The organism is Methylophilus sp. DW102 (genome assembly GCF_037076555.1).
In the GTDB taxonomy this organism is placed as follows: Bacteria; Pseudomonadota; Gammaproteobacteria; order Burkholderiales; family Methylophilaceae; genus Methylophilus; species Methylophilus glucosoxydans.
Genome location: NZ_AP029023.1, coordinates 332,383 through 347,315 on the forward strand (window position 1 = coordinate 332,383; position 14,933 = coordinate 347,315).

Below are 14,933 nucleotides of genomic sequence, written 5' to 3' on the forward strand. Positions count from 1 at the left end.
TTGTTGAGTATTGCATTGCACTTCATCGCCCATCACCCATGATAGAAACCGATAGACTCGTCGCTCCCGCTACTGCCAGCACTCAAGAAGAGGCGCTTGAGCGTGCCTTGCGCCCCAAGCATCTGGATGAGTATGTGGGGCAGGAGAAGGCGCGCGGTCAACTCGAAATCTTTATTAATGCGGCCCGTGGCCGGCAAGAGGCGCTTGATCACGTGCTGCTGTTCGGCCCGCCTGGTCTGGGTAAAACCACCCTTGCTCACATTGTGGCTAAAGAGATGGGCGTGAACCTGCGCATGACCTCGGGCCCGGTGTTGGAGCGGGCCGGCGATCTGGCTGCATTGCTGACCAATCTTGAACCCAACGACGTCTTATTTATTGACGAGATTCATCGCCTGAGCCCGGTGGTTGAGGAGATATTGTATCCGGCCATGGAAGATTACCGACTCGATATCATGATCGGTGAAGGACCTGCAGCACGCAGTGTGCGACTGGATTTGCCGCCTTTTACGCTGGTGGGGGCGACCACGCGCGCGGGCATGTTGACCAACCCCTTGCGTGACCGCTTTGGCATTGTGGCGCGGCTGGAGTTTTACAGTCACGCCGAGCTCTCCAAGATTGTCATGCGGTCGGCCAACTTGCTCGAGGTTGAAATGCAAGCGGCCGGGGCACTGGAGATTGCCAGACGTTCACGCGGCACACCGCGGATTGCCAACCGCCTGCTACGTCGGGTCAGGGATTATGCGCAAGTCAAATCGGATGGCATTGTGACCGATACGATTGCCGATGCCGCCTTGAAAATGCTGGATGTCGATCAGCAAGGGCTGGATGTGATGGATCGCAAGTTATTGCAGGCGGTGGTTGAAAAGTTTGGTGGCGGGCCAGTGGGACTGGACAATCTTGCCGCGGCCATTGGTGAAGAGCGTGACACCATAGAAGATGTGCTGGAGCCCTATCTGATTCAGCAAGGCTATCTGATGCGCACGCCGCGCGGACGCGTGGCCACGCAGTTGACTTACCAGCATTTTGGCTTGAAAGCGCCTGTCAGCATGGTGTCAGCCGATTTATGGCAAGATGCCGGGCAATAACATGGTTGAGTTTCCTGTACGTGTGTATTACGAGGATACCGATGCCGGTGGTGTGGTCTATCACAGCCGCTACCTGAATTTTATGGAGCGTGCGCGCACCGAGTGGTTGCGGGCGGCAGGCTTTGACCAAAGCGCGCTCAAGCAGCAAGAACAAGTGTTGTTTGTCGTCCACAGCATGCAGCTACAATTTAAAAAACCGGCCCGGCTGGATGACCAGTTGCGCGTGGTTTCGCAGTTGCTGGAGATGGGGCGTGGCAGTTTTAGCTGCCAGCAGCAGGTCATGCGTGATGAAACGATTTTAATTGAGGCACAGGTGAAAGTCGCCTGTGTCGATGCGGATTCATTTAAACCCACGGGTATTCCGGCCCGTATCAAAATTGCACTGGAGTCTTCATGAATGTAGCGAACGATATGTCGATTTTTACCTTGGTGAGCGGGGCCAGTTTGCCAGTTCAGCTGGTGATGCTGATTCTGCTGCTGACCTCACTAGCGTCCTGGTGGTATATCTTCATTAAAGTTTTTTCACTTAAGGCTGCCAACGAAAATGTGGATCAGTTTGAAGCGCAATTCTGGTCCGGCGGTGATTTGAACGAGCTGTATGAGCGCATCACGACTGGTCGCAAAACACCTCAAGGCATGGCCAGCATTTTTCAGGCCGGGTTAAAAGAATTTATCCGTTACAAGCAGCAAAAAGATACCGAAGTCAGTGATGTGATGGAGGCGACGCGTCGTGCCATGCGTGCAGCGTATAACCGCGAACTGGATTATCTGGATGCGCACCTGCCATTCTTGGCTTCCGTAGGTTCGGTCAGTCCTTACATCGGCCTGTTCGGCACAGTATGGGGCATCATGAACGCCTTCCGTGGCTTGTCTAACGTTGCGCAGGCGACATTGAGCCAGGTTGCCCCTGGCATTGCCGAGGCGCTGGTGGCGACTGCGATCGGGTTGTTTGCCGCGATCCCAGCCGTGATTGCCTATAACCGCTTTGCTGCGGGCGTAGACCGCCTCTCTGTCCGTTACGAGAGCTTTATCGAAGAATTTACCAACATTTTGCAACGTAGAGCCTGATAGGAGCCGCGATGAGCAGAACGCGTAAACGTCGCATGATGAACCAGATTAACGTCGTCCCCTATATCGACGTCACGCTGGTGTTGCTGGTGATTTTTATGGTGACCGCGCCCATGACCAATCCCGGTATGGTGGAGTTGCCCAAAGTCGGGCAGGCGCTCAAGCAGAGTGGTGACCCGATTGTGATCACCGTGCAAAAAGAAGGCACTGTGATGATGGAAGGCAAAGAAATGCAGCGTGACGATATGCTGGCTTTGATTCGTCAGCGCCTGTCTGAGACACAAAAGCCGGTGGTGGTGTCTGCAGATAAAAATACGCCTTATGGTGAAGTGGTGTCCGTCATGGATTTGCTCAAGCAAGCGCAGGTGAATCAAGTTGGTTTGCTGTTTCAGAATGAGAAATAACGGGCAGGTTGCTTAAAGCGCATGAAAGTCACTTATTCCCCACAAGATCAGGCGATACGCAAACGGGCAGCCATCTTATCCGTGCTCATGCACGTGTTGCTGTGCTTGGGCATGATCTTTATGGTTGACTGGAAAGCAGTCCACGTGACCCCCAGTGTGATGGAGGCAACCTTGTGGGATAGCTTGCCCAGTAAGCAGCCTGCCAAGCCAGTGGAAAAGCCGGTAGAACCGACGCCACCACCGCCTGAACCCAAACCAGAGCCGACACCGCCGCCGAAGCCGCCTGAGCCAGAACCTAAACCGCAACCCAAGCCCGAGCCTGTGCCTCAAGTCAAGCAAGCGGAACAAGAGGCGGAAATTGCACTCAAAAAGCAGGAGGAAGAAAAGAAGCGCCTGCTAGACGAAGAGAAAAAGAAGGAACTTGAGCAGAAAAAGCAGGAAGAAAAACTGAAAAAAATTCAGGAAGCCTTGCGTAAACAAGAGGAAGAAGAAAAGCTGAAAAAAATTCAGGATGCGATGCGCCAGCAAGAGTTGGACGCACAGCAGTCGGCGGCGGCTGCAGCGGTTGATCCGTCTGTGCTCAGTTATTACATGGGCTTGATGAGCCGCAAAATCCGTAGCAATGTGAACCCCGGCTTGTGCCCTGTTTCTAACCCCGAGTTGCTGGTAGATATCCAGATGATGAATTCGGGAGATATTTCCGGCATGCCCAAGCTGGTGCGAGGGTCGGGCGATGCCATTTGTGATGATGCAGTGATCCGTGCCATTTTGGCGGCCAAGCCCTTCGATTTGCCGGATGATCCTGCGGCACGTAAAAAAATGGTAGATCAGATTCGCTTGAAGTTGAAGCCACGTGGCTAGGCAAGCAATGACGATGAGGCGGCTTTTCGTTATAATTCAGATATATAAGCAAACCAGATGAATAATATTGTCACCATGAAAACACACACACGAGGTTTGATGCACGCATTTGCCATGGCGATTTTTGCCGGATTCGTTGCGCTGCTGTCGGTTATCCCTGCCCATGCGGCACTAGAGCTTGAGATCAGTGGCGGTAGTGCCATCCAGATTCCAGTCGCGATTCTGCCGATGGCCGAGACAGACAATCCGCAAGCACAAAGCCGTTTGCATGAGATCATCAGTAACGACCTGCGTAGCAGTGGCATGTTCCGTATTATCAATACCAGCGGCATGCCAGCGTTGCCGACCAATGCTTCTCAAATCAAATATACCGACTGGACTGCGCTCAAGGCACAAGGCTTGAGCCTGGGTGAAGTGCAGTCAACAGGCAACGGCAATCTCAAGATCTCGGTGCAGGTGATGGATGTGTTGCGTCAAACGGCGTTGCTGCAACTGACGTATACCGTCTCTGCTAGTCAGTATCGCCATGTCGCGCACATGATTGCCGACCAGATTTATGAAAAGTTTACCGGTCAGCCCGGCGCCTTTGCCACGCGCATTGCTTACGTTACCAAAACAGGTAAGCGCTTTACGCTGCAAATTGCGGATTACGATGGCTACAATGCACAAACGCTGGTGTCTTCGAATGAGCCGATTATTTCACCGGCCTGGTCGCCAGATGGCACCAAGATGGCTTACGTGTCTTTTGAGAAAAAGAAACCGATTGTATTTGTGCAGTCCTTGTATACGGGTGAGCGCAAAGTGGTGGCTAACTTCAAGGGGAATAACAGTGCCCCGGCCTGGTCGCCAGACGGTAGCAAATTGGCGGTAGTGTTGACCTATGGTGCCAACTCGCAGATTTATACTATTGCTGCGGATGGTTCCAACTTGCAGCAAATCACCAAAAGCAGTGCGATTGATACCGAGCCAGCGTTCTCGCCTGATGGCCAGTTTATTTACTTCAGCTCGGATCGTGGCGGACGCCCTCAGATTTACAAGGTGCCTGCTTCTGGTGGCTCCCCTTCACGCGTGACTTTTGAGGGTGGCTATAACGTGAGCCCGCGCTTTTCCCCCGATGGCAAGTATTTAACCTACATTCGCAATGACGGCGGTTCTTTTAAAGTAGCCGTTCAGGAGTTGGCGTCTGGCAATGTCAAACTGCTGAGCAATGGTTCGCAAGATGAGTCGCCGAGCTTTGCCCCGAACGCACGCACCATCATGTATGCCACCCGGGTGGGCGGCAAAGGGACCTTGGCGACAGTGACCGTGGATGGTCTGGTCAGACAGCGTCTGTCTGAGGCCGGCGGTGATATTCGTGAGCCCGCCTGGGGTCCTGCACAAGCTTCAGCCAAGTAGTCGTAACAATAATCGTCTTTTTGGTTAATTTTATTCAGTCAATCATTTTTAAGGAGAAAGTATGAACAAGAGTATTTGGACAATTGCAGCACTGGCATTAGTGCTGACCGCTTGTAAAAGCACCCCGATGAACCCAGCCAAGGTTGAAGATTCCAGCGTGACTCGCCCAATGGCAAAACAAAACGGCAATGGTAATGATGGCTCTGCAAGCACAGACAAAATCAATATCAAAACCGTTGATGTGGATACCAGCAAAGACGAGTTGAGTGCCGCTGAATTGGCCAAGCGTCAGGTATTCTTTGACTACGACAGCGACGCGATTCGTGAAGAGTACAAGAGCCTGATCGCTAACCACGCCAAATACCTGATTGCCCACCCACAAACTAAAGTGGTACTGCAAGGTAACACCGACGAGCGTGGCACGCACGAGTACAACCTGGCATTGGGTCAGCGTCGTTCCGTGGCTGTGAAAAATGCGCTGAACGTATTGGGCGTGAGCGATAGCCAGATCGAAACTGTGAGCTACGGTGAAGAGCGTGCGAAACAAAACTGCGCGGATGACGGTTGCTTCCAGCAAGACCGCCGCGTAGACATCGTTTATGCAGGTCAGTAATTTGCGATACGCTGCGCTATTGATGGCCCTTGGCTTGACGGTGGCTACCGTCAGCCAGGCGGCTTTATTCGATGATACTGAAGCCAGAAAGCGTATTCTTGAGCTCGAAACCAAGCAGGGTACAGATTATGATGCACAGCAAAAAGCCATCACAGACCTGACGCGCACCCAGCAAGCGCTGGACAGACGCGTGCAAAGTCTGGAAATGCTGATCAACGGCAAGGGTTTGCTGGACATGCAGAATCAGCTGGAGCAGCTCCGTCAGGATGTGGCACAACTGAAGGGTGATCTTGAAGTGGTGACCCATCAGCTTGAGGATATGCGTACCAAGCAGAATGCGTCTTACACCGATATGGATACGCGTGTGCGCAAGCTGGAAACCTTGGCACAATCAGTGACAAATGGTCAAGGCTTACCTGTCGCAGGCGCGAGTGGCACGACAGGTGATGCAAAAGCTGATGTTTCCCAGCAGGAAACCAGCGCGTTTGCCGAGGCAGAGTCGCTCAACCAGGCAGGCAAGTACAAAGAGGCCTTTAATGCCTATGATGCGTTCCTGAAGACTTACTCTAATAGCAAGCTGGTGCCAGATGCCATGTACGGCATGGGATATACCCAGTTTGCACTGAAGAGCTACAAATCCTCTGCTGCCACACAGCAGAAGTTTCTGGAGAGTTATGCGACGCATCCCTTGGCACCGAATGCCATGCTCAATCTGGCGAATAGTCAGATTCAGTTGGGGCAGATTCCGGCCGCCAAAAAGACCTTGAAGGATCTCATTGCGGCTTATCCATCGGCTGAAGTGACACCTAGCGCGCAAAAACGCTTGAAAGTGCTCGAAACGATCAAATAGCAGATTTTCGTTATTGAAATGACCTTATTTCAGCGATAATAGCGGGCAGATAGCAATATCTGCCCGTTTACTTTTAGTTTCCCCATGACCACACTCAAAATTTTCGAGATTTTTTACTCCCTGCAGGGCGAGAGCTCACGTGTCGGGCTGCCTACGATTTTTATCCGCTTGACCGGCTGCCCATTGCGTTGTGGTTATTGTGATACGGAGTATGCGTTTAAAGGCGGCAGCAATATGACGCTGGATGACATCATGCAGCAGATTGCAGCCTACGATACCCGTTACGTCTGCGTGACCGGCGGCGAGCCGCTGGCGCAAAAGGGCTGTATCGAATTGCTGACCAGGCTGGGCGATGCTGGCTATCAGGTGTCTTTGGAGACCAGTGGTGCCATGGATATCGCCGAGGTCGATTCACGCGTGAAAGTGATTATGGACATCAAAACGCCGGGGTCGGGTGAAGTAGAAAAAAACCGCTGGGAAAACTTGCCTTTGCTGAAAGCCGGTGATGAAGTGAAATGGGTGATTTGCAGCCGGGAAGATTATGACTGGGCCAAATTGATGTTACAGACCAGGGCATTTCCGGCCGATTGCGATCAGTTATTTTCGCCCAGCTTTCATGAGGTCAGTGGCGAAACTTTGGCCAGCTGGATTTTGCAAGATCACCTCAAGGTGCGTATGCAGCTTCAATTACATAAAATTCTCTGGGGCGAGAAGCAAGGAGTATAAGCGTGACAGCAGCAAACCCTAAGGCGGTGATTTTATTATCGGGCGGCCTGGACTCAAGTACGGTATTGGCAATTGCCAAATCGCAAGGCTACGACTGTTATTGCCTGAGCCTGGATTATCATCAGCGCCATAATGTCGAGCTGCAGGCCGCCCAACGCGTTGCGGCAGCCTTAGGGGCAGCCGAGCATAAAACCGTACAGCTGGATTTGTCCTTATTTGGTGGTTCGGCACTCACTGACAATGCAATCGCCGTCCCTGAGCAAGAGACGCAGGGCATTCCTGTCACTTACGTGCCGGCACGCAATACGATTATGCTATCCTTGTCCCTGGCCTGGGCCGAAGTGTTACAGGCGCGGGATATTTTTATCGGCGTCAATGCGCTGGATTATTCCGGCTACCCTGATTGCCGTGGTGAATATGTCAAAGCCTTCCAGCAAATGGCCAATCTGGCCACTAAAGCTGCGGTGGAGGGACAAACCATTACTGTGCATGCACCGTTGATCGATATGACCAAGGCTGACATCATCCGCACCGGCCATGCGCTGGGCGTGGATTATGGCTTAACCGTTTCTTGTTATCAGGCCGATGGTCAAGGCGCCGCGTGTGGTGTGTGTGACTCCTGCCGCTTCCGCAAAGCGGGATTTATACAAGCGGGCGTGGCTGATCCGACGCTGTACAGGAATGCATCGTCAGGTGAGTGAAAAAGACTTGCCACTGTTTTAAAAAATCAAGTATAATCCGCGCCTTTCTGCAAAGAAATTCATTTTTAAGAGAACAAGATTATGGTCGTTATTCGTTTATCACGTGGTGGCTCCAAAAAGAACCCGTTTTACAGCGTTGTTGTGGCAGATTCCCGCAACCGTCGTGACGGTCGTTTTATCGAGCGCGTTGGTTTCTACAATCCATCTGCACGCGCTGGCGCTGAAGGCCTGCGTATCGATGAAGCACGTACACAATACTGGGTTGAGAACGGTGCACAACTGTCCGACACCGTAGCACGTCTGGTTAAATTCCACGCTAAAGGCGTTGAAGGCATGGCAGCTGCGAAAGCGAAAGAAGTTGCTAAAGCTGAAGCTGCCAAAGAGAAAGCCATTGCTGCTGCCGCTGCAGAAGCCGCTGCCAAGGCTAAAGCAGAAGCCGACGCTGCTGCTGCAGAAGCTGCCGCCGCACAAGCAGCTGCCGCTGAAGCGCCAGCTGCTGAGTAATTGTTTCAACGCCTGAATACAGATGGCGTTTGAGAACATGGTTGTGATGGGGCGCATTGTCGCCCCATATGGCGTTTATGGCTGGGTAAAAGTCGTGCCTGATACTGAGTATCTGGATGGCCTGCTGGACTACGAAGCCTGGTGGATCGGTAAAGCGCCGAATTGGCGTGAAACGACGGTAGAGCAAGCCAAAATCCATAACGATGTGTTGCTGATCAAGTTGTCAGGGGTGGGCGATAGAGATGCCGCCTTTGCGCTCAAAGGTCAGCAAATTGCTGTACCGCGTGAGGCCTTGCCCGAGACAGAAGAGGGCGAGTATTACTGGTCTGATCTGATTGGTTTGCAAGTCAGCAATACTGAAGGCGTGGATTTCGGCAAGATTACGCAAGTGCTGGAAACCGGCGCGAACGATGTGCTGGTCGTGCGCGAAAAGCAGCCGACACAGGTCAAAGGCAAGGATGGCAAACTGCGCGAAGAGTATCGCGAGCGTTTGATCCCGTTTACCAGTGACGCTGTGCCAGAGGTGGATATCCAGGCGGGTACCGTGCTTGTGGAGTGGGATGCCGATTTTTAAAAGAAAGCGCAGCTCATGATGCAGATTGAAGTGATCAGTTTGTTTCCTGAGATGTTTGCAGCACTGACGGAATACGGGATTACTAGTCGTGCCAGACAGCGTGGCTTGTATCAGTTAACCCTGACCAATCCCCGCCAATATACGCAGGATGTGCATCACACCGTTGATGACCGGCCATATGGTGGTGGACCAGGCATGGTGATGCTGGCGGAGCCGCTGGCGCATGCCATTGGCGAAGCCAAAGCACGCTTAAGTGCGAAAGAAATAACGCCCAGGGTGATCCACTTATCGCCACGGGGCAAACCGCTGACACACGAAAAAGTGATGCAGCTCAAAGCATTACCGGGGCTGGTGCTGTTAGCCAGCCGCTATGAAGGCGTAGACCAGCGCGTGCTGGATACCTTGGTGGATGAAGAACTCTCCATCGGCGATTATGTGTTAAGTGGCGGTGAGTTGCCTGCCATGGTGTTGCTGGATGCCATCATCCGCCAACTGCCTGGGGCACTTGGCGATGCTGATTCGGCGCAGGAAGATTCATTTGTGAATGGCCTGCTCGATTATCCGCACTACACGCGCCCGGAAGAATTTGCAGGATTAAAGGTGCCCGACGTATTGCTGTCTGGACACCATGAAAAGATTAGACAATGGCGATTACAACAATCGCTGCTGCTAACAAGGGCTAAACGCCCGGATTTATTGGCTGAAAGGCCGTTGACGAAAGAAGAGGCTAGGCTACTTAAAGACGTTGCATCAAAAGGCGTCGAGTAGGAACGAGTCACTTTACAATTAAAAGGAACTGACATGGCAGACATTATCAAAATGTTAGAGCAAGAAGAAATTGCTCGTTTAAACAAAGCTATCCCTGACTTCGCGCCAGGTGACACCGTAGTTGTAGGTGTAAACGTGGTTGAAGGTAACCGTAAACGGGTGCAGGCTTACGAAGGCGTGGTCATCGCCAAGCGTAACAGAGGTCTGAACTCCTCTTTCATTGTGCGTAAAATCTCTTCAGGTGAAGGCGTTGAGCGTACATTCCAGACTTACTCCCCACTGATCGCTTCTATCGAAGTGAAACGCCGTGGTGACGTGCGTCGCGCTAAACTGTACTACTTGCGTGAGCGTTCAGGTAAATCTGCACGTATTAAAGAGAAGCTGGTTGCTCGCGAAAAAGACATCGCAGCAGACAACTCTTAATTCAAGCGTTGCAGCAAAAAGCCCTTCAGTTGAAGGGCTTTTTTATTGCCATATTCTAATGATAGTTGGTTGCACCCGGGCCAAGATTACAGTTAAATAGGCGCATGAACCGTCTTGATGATGAACTCGATGCATTGGTGCCTGCGCCCTTTGGCTTTGTTGGTGTGCGTAGCGATGAGGCCGGTGAGCGGCTGCAATTCTTGCTACATGCATTGCCCGTCAAAGCCAGCCCCCATCCGCGTGCGCAAGGCGTGGCTGATCAAGTCGCCACTTATCTTGAAAATCCGCATATGGTCTGGCAACCTATTCACTCCACTCTCGGCACGGCTTTTCAGCAACGCGTCTGGCAGGCCATGCGTGCGATCCCTGTCGGTGAAACCTGGACTTACAGCCAGTTGGCGGCTGCGGTTGACTCTGGCCCACGTGCCGTGGCCAATGCCTGTGGTGCCAATCCCTTGCCCTTGTTTAATCCCTGTCACCGGGTGGTTGCCAGCCATGGGCTGGGCGGATTTATGCAAGGCATAGACGGTGGTTTGGAGATTAAACGCTGGCTGCTCGCCCATGAGCAAGGCCACAAATAAACGCCGATGCAGCAAAAAGCGCATTCTTTGACCGAGGCGGCAGCATTTCCTGAAATCGATCCCTTTATCGATCAGCTCTGGCTGGAAGATGGCTTGTCGCCGAATACCTTATCCAGCTACCGCAACGATTTAAAAGGTTTTTCCGAGTGGTGCAGGCAGCACACCCATACTTTGTGGGAGGTGCAGTCGCATGATGTGCAAGCATATCTTGCCCATCGTTTCCCGCAAGTGAAGGTGCGGAGTATTAACCGCCTGATAGCCACCTTGCGCCGTTTTTACCGGTACGCGCTGGCCGCCAATCTGATTCAGCAAGACCCTACCTTGCATATCGAAGCGCCCAAAATGCCTAGGTCACTGCCAAAAACGCTGAGTGAGTCGCAGGTGGAAGATTTGCTCAATGCCCCGGATGTGAACGCGCCGCTTGGTATGCGAGACCGAGCCATGCTTGAGCTGCTCTATGCCAGCGGATTGCGTGTCTCAGAGCTGGTAAATATCAAAATCAGCGAGGTCAGTACGCAAGATGGCGTGGTGCGCGTCACCGGTAAAGGCAGCAAAACGCGCCTGGTGCCCATGGGCCAGGAAGCGGCCGAGTGGATAGACCGTTACTTGGCAGGCGCCCGCGCGGAGATTTTAAAAGGCAGTCTGAGTGATGCGGTGTTTGTCACCACACGTGGCGATGCCATGACGCGGCATGCCTTTTGGCACATTATTCAGCGGTATGCCTTGCAGGCGGGGATTTCTCAGCATATCAGCCCGCATGTGTTACGCCATGCGTTTGCTACGCATTTGCTCAATCATGGCGCGGATTTACGCGTAGTGCAGATGTTGCTGGGACATGCAGATATTTCGACCACGCAGATTTATACGCATGTGGCGAGGGAGCGGTTGCAGCAGCTGCATAAGGTGCATCACCCGAGGGGGTAGAATTTTGTCGCATTGTATTGGCTAGAAAGGCAGGGTTTCGCAGAGCATACTCAGCCTAAGTAATGGCTGAATTATGCAGAACCAGTGCATCTTGCAACAAGTTGTCATTCCGGCGGAGGCCGGAATCCAGGTCAGGTTAATACTAAACTTGACACAATCGAAGAGAGAGTGCTGAACCTGCTGCGAGTATTTGTAGATATTTCCTCGGAGATCCACCTTTTTCTTTCGCCTCTAGGCGAGTTACTTTTCTTTGCTTGCACAAAGATAAAGTAACCAAAAGAAAGTGCACCCCAGCTTCCGCTTGTTTCCTGTGCTACTCGGCTTGCCGGGCGGCCATCGAAACTCGCCCTGGCGGCTTGCACAAGACGCAAGCCACTGCGGAACTCAGACAGCCGATGGCCGAATACTCCCGGCAACCCTGCGTTGCTCGGCGCGGCAGATGGGGACCCCGAACACCATGCGACCGCAACCATTTATGGAATTAATTAAATAATTGTTGTTTTTCAACCGTCCAAATTTCAACGATGCAACTTTGGTGAGATAAATCCCATTCCATCACGCTGAGTAGCGGAAACAAAGTAAGGAGGAAGGGAGCGACTGTCTGAGCTCCGCGGCAGCTTGCGGTGTGTGCAAGCTGCTAGGGCGAGTTTCGTGACCGCTTACTTTGTTGAGCAACGCAAGGCAGCCGAAGGCCGTGATGGCTGGGTGCCGTCTTCTTTGGTTACTTTCTGTGGGGCAAGCAACAGAAAGTAACTCGCCTAAAGGCGAAAAAGCTTTAAGCTTTCAGGGGGAGTTAAGCGGTCCGAGAAATAACAATTCCTAGCGCCTTCAACCCCGGCAATATACCCGGCTTGCTCACCTTCAACTTCACATTCTGCGCTTTAAATTCCTGCAAAATCAGCTGGCAAACATGTTCACCCAAGGCTTCAACCAGTTTAAAGCTATGCTCGGCTAATGTTTCGCGAATGCGGGCGACTACCTGACCATAATCAATCGTGTCTTCAATCGCGTCACTGAGGCAGGCTTTACTAAAGTCGTAGCCGATTTCAATATCCAGAATCACAGTTTGCGGCACGGTACGCTCCCATTCTGGCACGCCCAGTTTGGTTTGCACTTTGACTTGTTCGAGAAAAATTGTGTCCATGAATCTGTGTCCTTTTATTTCCGCGCAGGCTGGAATCCAGTATGATTCGGCATCATACAACATCGTGCAGTGGCTGGCTAAGCGGCTGCATTTTAGTGGAATTAAGCGCATGAACGAAATTGGTTTTGATATTGAAGCATTGGTGTGGATCGCTGCGGCTTACCTGATAGGCTCAATTGCTTTTGGCATTATTATCAGCAAGCTGTACCGCCTGCCAGATCCACGCACCGTAGGCAGTGGCAATATCGGCGCGACCAATGTGGCGCGTAGCGGTAAAAAATCCGCTGCGATTTTGACCTTGCTGGGCGATGCGTTCAAAGGGTGGTTGCCGACATGGTTGGCACTGCAGGCTGGTATGTTGATGGATGTGGTGGCATTGGTAGGGTTGGCCGTGTTTATTGGTCACTTGTACCCGATTTATCATAAATTCAAAGGCGGCAAAGGTGTGGCGACGGCATTGGGCGTGATGATTGCCTTTTCGGGTTGGCTGGCGTTGAGTGTGGTTGCCGTCTGGCTAGCGGTGTTTTTAATCAGCCGTATTTCTTCCTTGTCTGCCCTGGTCGCTGCTGTATTGGCGCCTGTGATTGCCTGGCAGTTTCTGTCACCTTACCCGGTATATGTAGCCGTTGTGGTGGTGATGTCTGCGTTTTTGATAATTCGCCATCAGTCCAATATTGAAAAATTGTTGGCCGGCACTGAAAGCCGATTTGGAAAGAAATAATTAACTGCCGATAAACCCAGATATAAAAACTGGGGAGATAGTTTTGAGAATCTTTTTTAGATTTTATCGGTGGTAGAAATACAGCCTAGCAACGACCTTTAGCAGGCAATCACTGAGGGGCTTTGAGCTCAGCCAAATCCCAGCGCGGCCGGATGCTAAAGCTGTAATCCTGCTTGCCTGGCTGCATGGCGTGCAGGCGCATCGCACCGGCAAAGGCAATCATGGCGCCGTTATCGGTGCAGAACTCCAGGCGTGGATAATTGACGCTGATACCACGTTTGGCGGCGGCTTCATTGAGCCGGGTACGCAGGCGTTTGTTGGCGCCTACGCCGCCAGACACCACCAGTCGTTTGAGTTTGGTCTGTTTGAGTGCCTTCAGGCATTTGTGCACCAGAATCTCGGTGACGGATTCTTGAAATTCCCAGGCAATATCTTTAATTGTTTCTTCATTCACTTCAGGCTGGTTGTTCACCAGCGTCAACACGGCCGTTTTTAGGCCGCTAAAGCTGAAGTTTAAATCCGGGCTGTTGAGCATGGGGCGTGGCAGTTGAAACTGTGGCTTGCCCTGATCGGCCAGTTTAGACACCGCTGGGCCGCCGGGATAGCCCAGACCCAGGAGTTTCGCCGTTTTATCAAAGGCTTCGCCAGCCGCATCGTCCAGCGTGTCGCCTAATAGTTCATATTGGCCAATGCCATCCACACGCATGAGTTGGCTATGTCCGCCTGAGACCAGCAAGGCGACAAACGGGAAGGCGGGTGGGTTTTCTTCGAGCATGGGTGCCAGTAGATGGCCTTCCAGGTGATGCACCCCCACAGACGGGACATTCAGGGCCATGGCCAGCGATTGTGCAATGCTGGTGCCCACCAGCAAGGCGCCCGCCAGGCCTGGACCCTGCGTGTAAGCGATGCCTTCGAGGTCTTGCAGGGTTTTATCTGCTTGCGCCAGAACTTGCTGCGTGAGTGGGAGTGCACGGCGGATATGGTCACGGGAGGCCAGTTCCGGCACGACGCCGCCATAGGCTGCATGCATGTCGATTTGCGAGTGCAAGGCGTGCGCCAGCAACCCACGGCGCGTGTCATATAATGCCACTCCGGTTTCGTCACAAGAAGACTCGATACCCAATACCAACATCTAAGATAAGTCTCGCATACGTTTTTTTGCAGAAAGGATTGATAAATCCAAATAAGCGCGATAGAATACGCGGTTTTCAGTGCTGCATCAATCCGCAAGCACCATTGTCTAACCAAATATTTGAAGGATAGGGAATTACATGACCGCTATTCGTGTGAAAGAGAACGAACCGTTTGACGTTGCAATGCGCCGTTTCAAGCGTTTGATTGAGAAAACCGGTTTGTTGAACGACTTGCGTGCTCGCGAGTTCTACGAGAAGCCAACTTGGGAGCGTAAGCGTAAAGCAGCTGCCGCGGTGAAGCGTCAGTACCGTCGTCTGCGCAACCAACAGTTGCCTACCAAACTCTACTAATTTTTTAAGTAGATGTGCAAATCGGGTAAGTCATCCCTTGGCTACCCGGTTTGAAAAAACAAATATGCGAAGGTTGTGGATTTCCGCAACCTTTAGCTGTTTTTAAA

At 52.2% G+C, this 14,933-nt stretch carries 20 protein-coding genes; 18 read left to right on the plus strand and 2 right to left on the minus strand.

Annotation, left to right across the window (positions count from 1 at the left end):
• The first annotated feature begins 38 nt into the window (after window positions 1–38).
• From ruvB to xerD, 16 genes are all read left to right on the plus strand, one after another.
• Window positions 39–1,085, plus strand: a complete 1,047-nt coding sequence (ruvB, locus tag AACH41_RS01535) for a Holliday junction branch migration DNA helicase RuvB (protein WP_194749828.1) — start codon at window positions 39–41, stop codon at window positions 1,083–1,085.
• Window position 1,086: 1 nt separating this feature from the next.
• Entirely contained in the window at window positions 1,087–1,482 is a 396-nt protein-coding gene (gene ybgC / locus AACH41_RS01540) for a tol-pal system-associated acyl-CoA thioesterase (protein WP_338656289.1), read from the plus strand.
• Window positions 1,479–2,153: a protein TolQ gene (gene tolQ / locus AACH41_RS01545; RefSeq protein WP_194749830.1), complete on the plus strand. Its 675-nt coding sequence runs from the start codon at window positions 1,479–1,481 to the stop codon at window positions 2,151–2,153. Before ybgC ends, tolQ begins: the two co-directional genes overlap by 4 nt.
• A gap of 11 nt (window positions 2,154–2,164) precedes the next feature.
• The gene (locus AACH41_RS01550) at window positions 2,165–2,557 is read left to right on the plus strand and encodes an ExbD/TolR family protein (protein WP_194749831.1); all 393 of its coding nucleotides are present in this window, start codon (window positions 2,165–2,167) and stop codon (window positions 2,555–2,557) included.
• Window positions 2,558–2,578: 21 nt separating this feature from the next.
• Window positions 2,579–3,418: a cell envelope integrity protein TolA gene (gene tolA, locus AACH41_RS01555; RefSeq protein WP_338656292.1), complete on the plus strand. Its 840-nt coding sequence runs from the start codon at window positions 2,579–2,581 to the stop codon at window positions 3,416–3,418.
• Window positions 3,419–3,475: 57 nt separating this feature from the next.
• Window positions 3,476–4,813: a Tol-Pal system beta propeller repeat protein TolB gene (gene tolB, locus AACH41_RS01560; RefSeq protein WP_338656294.1), complete on the plus strand. Its 1,338-nt coding sequence runs from the start codon at window positions 3,476–3,478 to the stop codon at window positions 4,811–4,813.
• A 61-nt stretch (window positions 4,814–4,874) separates the two neighbouring features.
• Window positions 4,875–5,426 (plus strand): peptidoglycan-associated lipoprotein Pal, encoded by a 552-nt coding sequence (gene pal, locus AACH41_RS01565; protein WP_338656296.1) that lies wholly within the window; start codon window positions 4,875–4,877, stop codon window positions 5,424–5,426.
• Window positions 5,413–6,276: a YbgF trimerization domain-containing protein gene (locus tag AACH41_RS01570; protein WP_338656298.1), complete on the plus strand. Its 864-nt coding sequence runs from the start codon at window positions 5,413–5,415 to the stop codon at window positions 6,274–6,276. The genes pal and AACH41_RS01570 overlap by 14 nt, the downstream gene beginning before the upstream one ends.
• Before the next feature lie 84 nt (window positions 6,277–6,360).
• The gene (gene queE, locus AACH41_RS01575) at window positions 6,361–7,002 is read left to right on the plus strand and encodes a 7-carboxy-7-deazaguanine synthase QueE (RefSeq protein ID WP_338656300.1); all 642 of its coding nucleotides are present in this window, start codon (window positions 6,361–6,363) and stop codon (window positions 7,000–7,002) included.
• A 2-nt stretch (window positions 7,003–7,004) separates the two neighbouring features.
• The gene (gene queC / locus AACH41_RS01580; RefSeq protein ID WP_194749837.1) at window positions 7,005–7,703 is read left to right on the plus strand and encodes a 7-cyano-7-deazaguanine synthase QueC; all 699 of its coding nucleotides are present in this window, start codon (window positions 7,005–7,007) and stop codon (window positions 7,701–7,703) included.
• 81 nt (window positions 7,704–7,784) lie between these two features.
• Window positions 7,785–8,207 carry a 30S ribosomal protein S16 gene (gene rpsP, locus AACH41_RS01585; RefSeq protein WP_194749838.1) on the plus strand — a complete coding sequence of 141 codons (423 nt, stop codon included), beginning with the start codon at window positions 7,785–7,787 and terminating at the stop codon, window positions 8,205–8,207.
• A 22-nt stretch (window positions 8,208–8,229) separates the two neighbouring features.
• Window positions 8,230–8,781 carry a ribosome maturation factor RimM gene (gene rimM / locus AACH41_RS01590; protein WP_338656302.1) on the plus strand — a complete coding sequence of 184 codons (552 nt, stop codon included), beginning with the start codon at window positions 8,230–8,232 and terminating at the stop codon, window positions 8,779–8,781.
• An 18-nt stretch (window positions 8,782–8,799) separates the two neighbouring features.
• Window positions 8,800–9,549: a tRNA (guanosine(37)-N1)-methyltransferase TrmD gene (gene trmD, locus AACH41_RS01595; protein ID WP_275356797.1), complete on the plus strand. Its 750-nt coding sequence runs from the start codon at window positions 8,800–8,802 to the stop codon at window positions 9,547–9,549.
• A gap of 33 nt (window positions 9,550–9,582) precedes the next feature.
• A complete protein-coding gene (gene rplS, locus AACH41_RS01600) occupies window positions 9,583–9,972 on the plus strand; it encodes a 50S ribosomal protein L19 (protein WP_194749841.1) in 390 nt (129 codons plus the stop codon).
• Window positions 9,973–10,076: 104 nt separating this feature from the next.
• Window positions 10,077–10,553 carry a methylated-DNA--[protein]-cysteine S-methyltransferase gene (locus AACH41_RS01605; protein WP_338656305.1) on the plus strand — a complete coding sequence of 159 codons (477 nt, stop codon included), beginning with the start codon at window positions 10,077–10,079 and terminating at the stop codon, window positions 10,551–10,553.
• Between the two features lie 6 nt (window positions 10,554–10,559).
• Window positions 10,560–11,477, plus strand: a complete 918-nt coding sequence (xerD, locus tag AACH41_RS01610) for a site-specific tyrosine recombinase XerD (RefSeq protein WP_338656307.1) — start codon at window positions 10,560–10,562, stop codon at window positions 11,475–11,477.
• A gap of 793 nt (window positions 11,478–12,270) precedes the next feature.
• Here the strand turns inward: xerD and folB are convergent.
• Entirely contained in the window at window positions 12,271–12,621 is a 351-nt protein-coding gene (gene folB / locus AACH41_RS01615) for a dihydroneopterin aldolase (protein WP_194749139.1), read from the minus strand.
• 109 nt (window positions 12,622–12,730) lie between these two features.
• Between folB and plsY the strand changes: the two genes are divergently transcribed.
• Complete coding sequence (gene plsY, locus AACH41_RS01620; protein ID WP_338656312.1) at window positions 12,731–13,342, plus strand: glycerol-3-phosphate 1-O-acyltransferase PlsY; 612 nt, start codon at window positions 12,731–12,733, stop codon at window positions 13,340–13,342.
• A 109-nt stretch (window positions 13,343–13,451) separates the two neighbouring features.
• On the opposite strand, the gene tsaD is transcribed toward plsY, so the two are convergent.
• On the minus strand, window positions 13,452–14,474 hold the full coding sequence (tsaD, locus tag AACH41_RS01625) for a tRNA (adenosine(37)-N6)-threonylcarbamoyltransferase complex transferase subunit TsaD (RefSeq protein ID WP_338656314.1): 1,023 nt from the start codon (window positions 14,472–14,474) through the stop codon (window positions 13,452–13,454).
• A gap of 139 nt (window positions 14,475–14,613) precedes the next feature.
• Between tsaD and rpsU the strand changes: the two genes are divergently transcribed.
• Window positions 14,614–14,826 (plus strand): 30S ribosomal protein S21, encoded by a 213-nt coding sequence (rpsU, locus tag AACH41_RS01630; protein ID WP_018987466.1) that lies wholly within the window; start codon window positions 14,614–14,616, stop codon window positions 14,824–14,826.
• Window positions 14,827–14,933 lie beyond the last annotated feature (107 nt).

Coding starts and splice junctions, on each gene's coding strand:
- rimM (WP_338656302.1), top strand. CDS start 8,230: ATGGCGTTTGAGAACATGGTTGTGATGGGGCGCATTGTCGCCCCATAT.
- ruvB (WP_194749828.1), top strand. CDS start 39: ATGATAGAAACCGATAGACTCGTCGCTCCCGCTACTGCCAGCACTCAA.
- pal (WP_338656296.1), top strand. CDS start 4,875: ATGAACAAGAGTATTTGGACAATTGCAGCACTGGCATTAGTGCTGACC.
- queE (WP_338656300.1), top strand. CDS start 6,361: ATGACCACACTCAAAATTTTCGAGATTTTTTACTCCCTGCAGGGCGAG.
- tolA (WP_338656292.1), top strand. CDS start 2,579: ATGAAAGTCACTTATTCCCCACAAGATCAGGCGATACGCAAACGGGCA.
- AACH41_RS01550 (WP_194749831.1), top strand. CDS start 2,165: ATGAGCAGAACGCGTAAACGTCGCATGATGAACCAGATTAACGTCGTC.
- tolQ (WP_194749830.1), top strand. CDS start 1,479: ATGAATGTAGCGAACGATATGTCGATTTTTACCTTGGTGAGCGGGGCC.
- ybgC (WP_338656289.1), top strand. CDS start 1,087: ATGGTTGAGTTTCCTGTACGTGTGTATTACGAGGATACCGATGCCGGT.
- rpsU (WP_018987466.1), top strand. CDS start 14,614: ATGACCGCTATTCGTGTGAAAGAGAACGAACCGTTTGACGTTGCAATG.
- rpsP (WP_194749838.1), top strand. CDS start 7,785: ATGGTCGTTATTCGTTTATCACGTGGTGGCTCCAAAAAGAACCCGTTT.
- plsY (WP_338656312.1), top strand. CDS start 12,731: ATGAACGAAATTGGTTTTGATATTGAAGCATTGGTGTGGATCGCTGCG.
- tsaD (WP_338656314.1), bottom strand. CDS start 14,474: ATGTTGGTATTGGGTATCGAGTCTTCTTGTGACGAAACCGGAGTGGCA.
- AACH41_RS01605 (WP_338656305.1), top strand. CDS start 10,077: ATGAACCGTCTTGATGATGAACTCGATGCATTGGTGCCTGCGCCCTTT.
- tolB (WP_338656294.1), top strand. CDS start 3,476: ATGAATAATATTGTCACCATGAAAACACACACACGAGGTTTGATGCAC.
- folB (WP_194749139.1), bottom strand. CDS start 12,621: ATGGACACAATTTTTCTCGAACAAGTCAAAGTGCAAACCAAACTGGGC.
- rplS (WP_194749841.1), top strand. CDS start 9,583: ATGGCAGACATTATCAAAATGTTAGAGCAAGAAGAAATTGCTCGTTTA.
- trmD (WP_275356797.1), top strand. CDS start 8,800: ATGCAGATTGAAGTGATCAGTTTGTTTCCTGAGATGTTTGCAGCACTG.
- AACH41_RS01570 (WP_338656298.1), top strand. CDS start 5,413: ATGCAGGTCAGTAATTTGCGATACGCTGCGCTATTGATGGCCCTTGGC.
- xerD (WP_338656307.1), top strand. CDS start 10,560: ATGCAGCAAAAAGCGCATTCTTTGACCGAGGCGGCAGCATTTCCTGAA.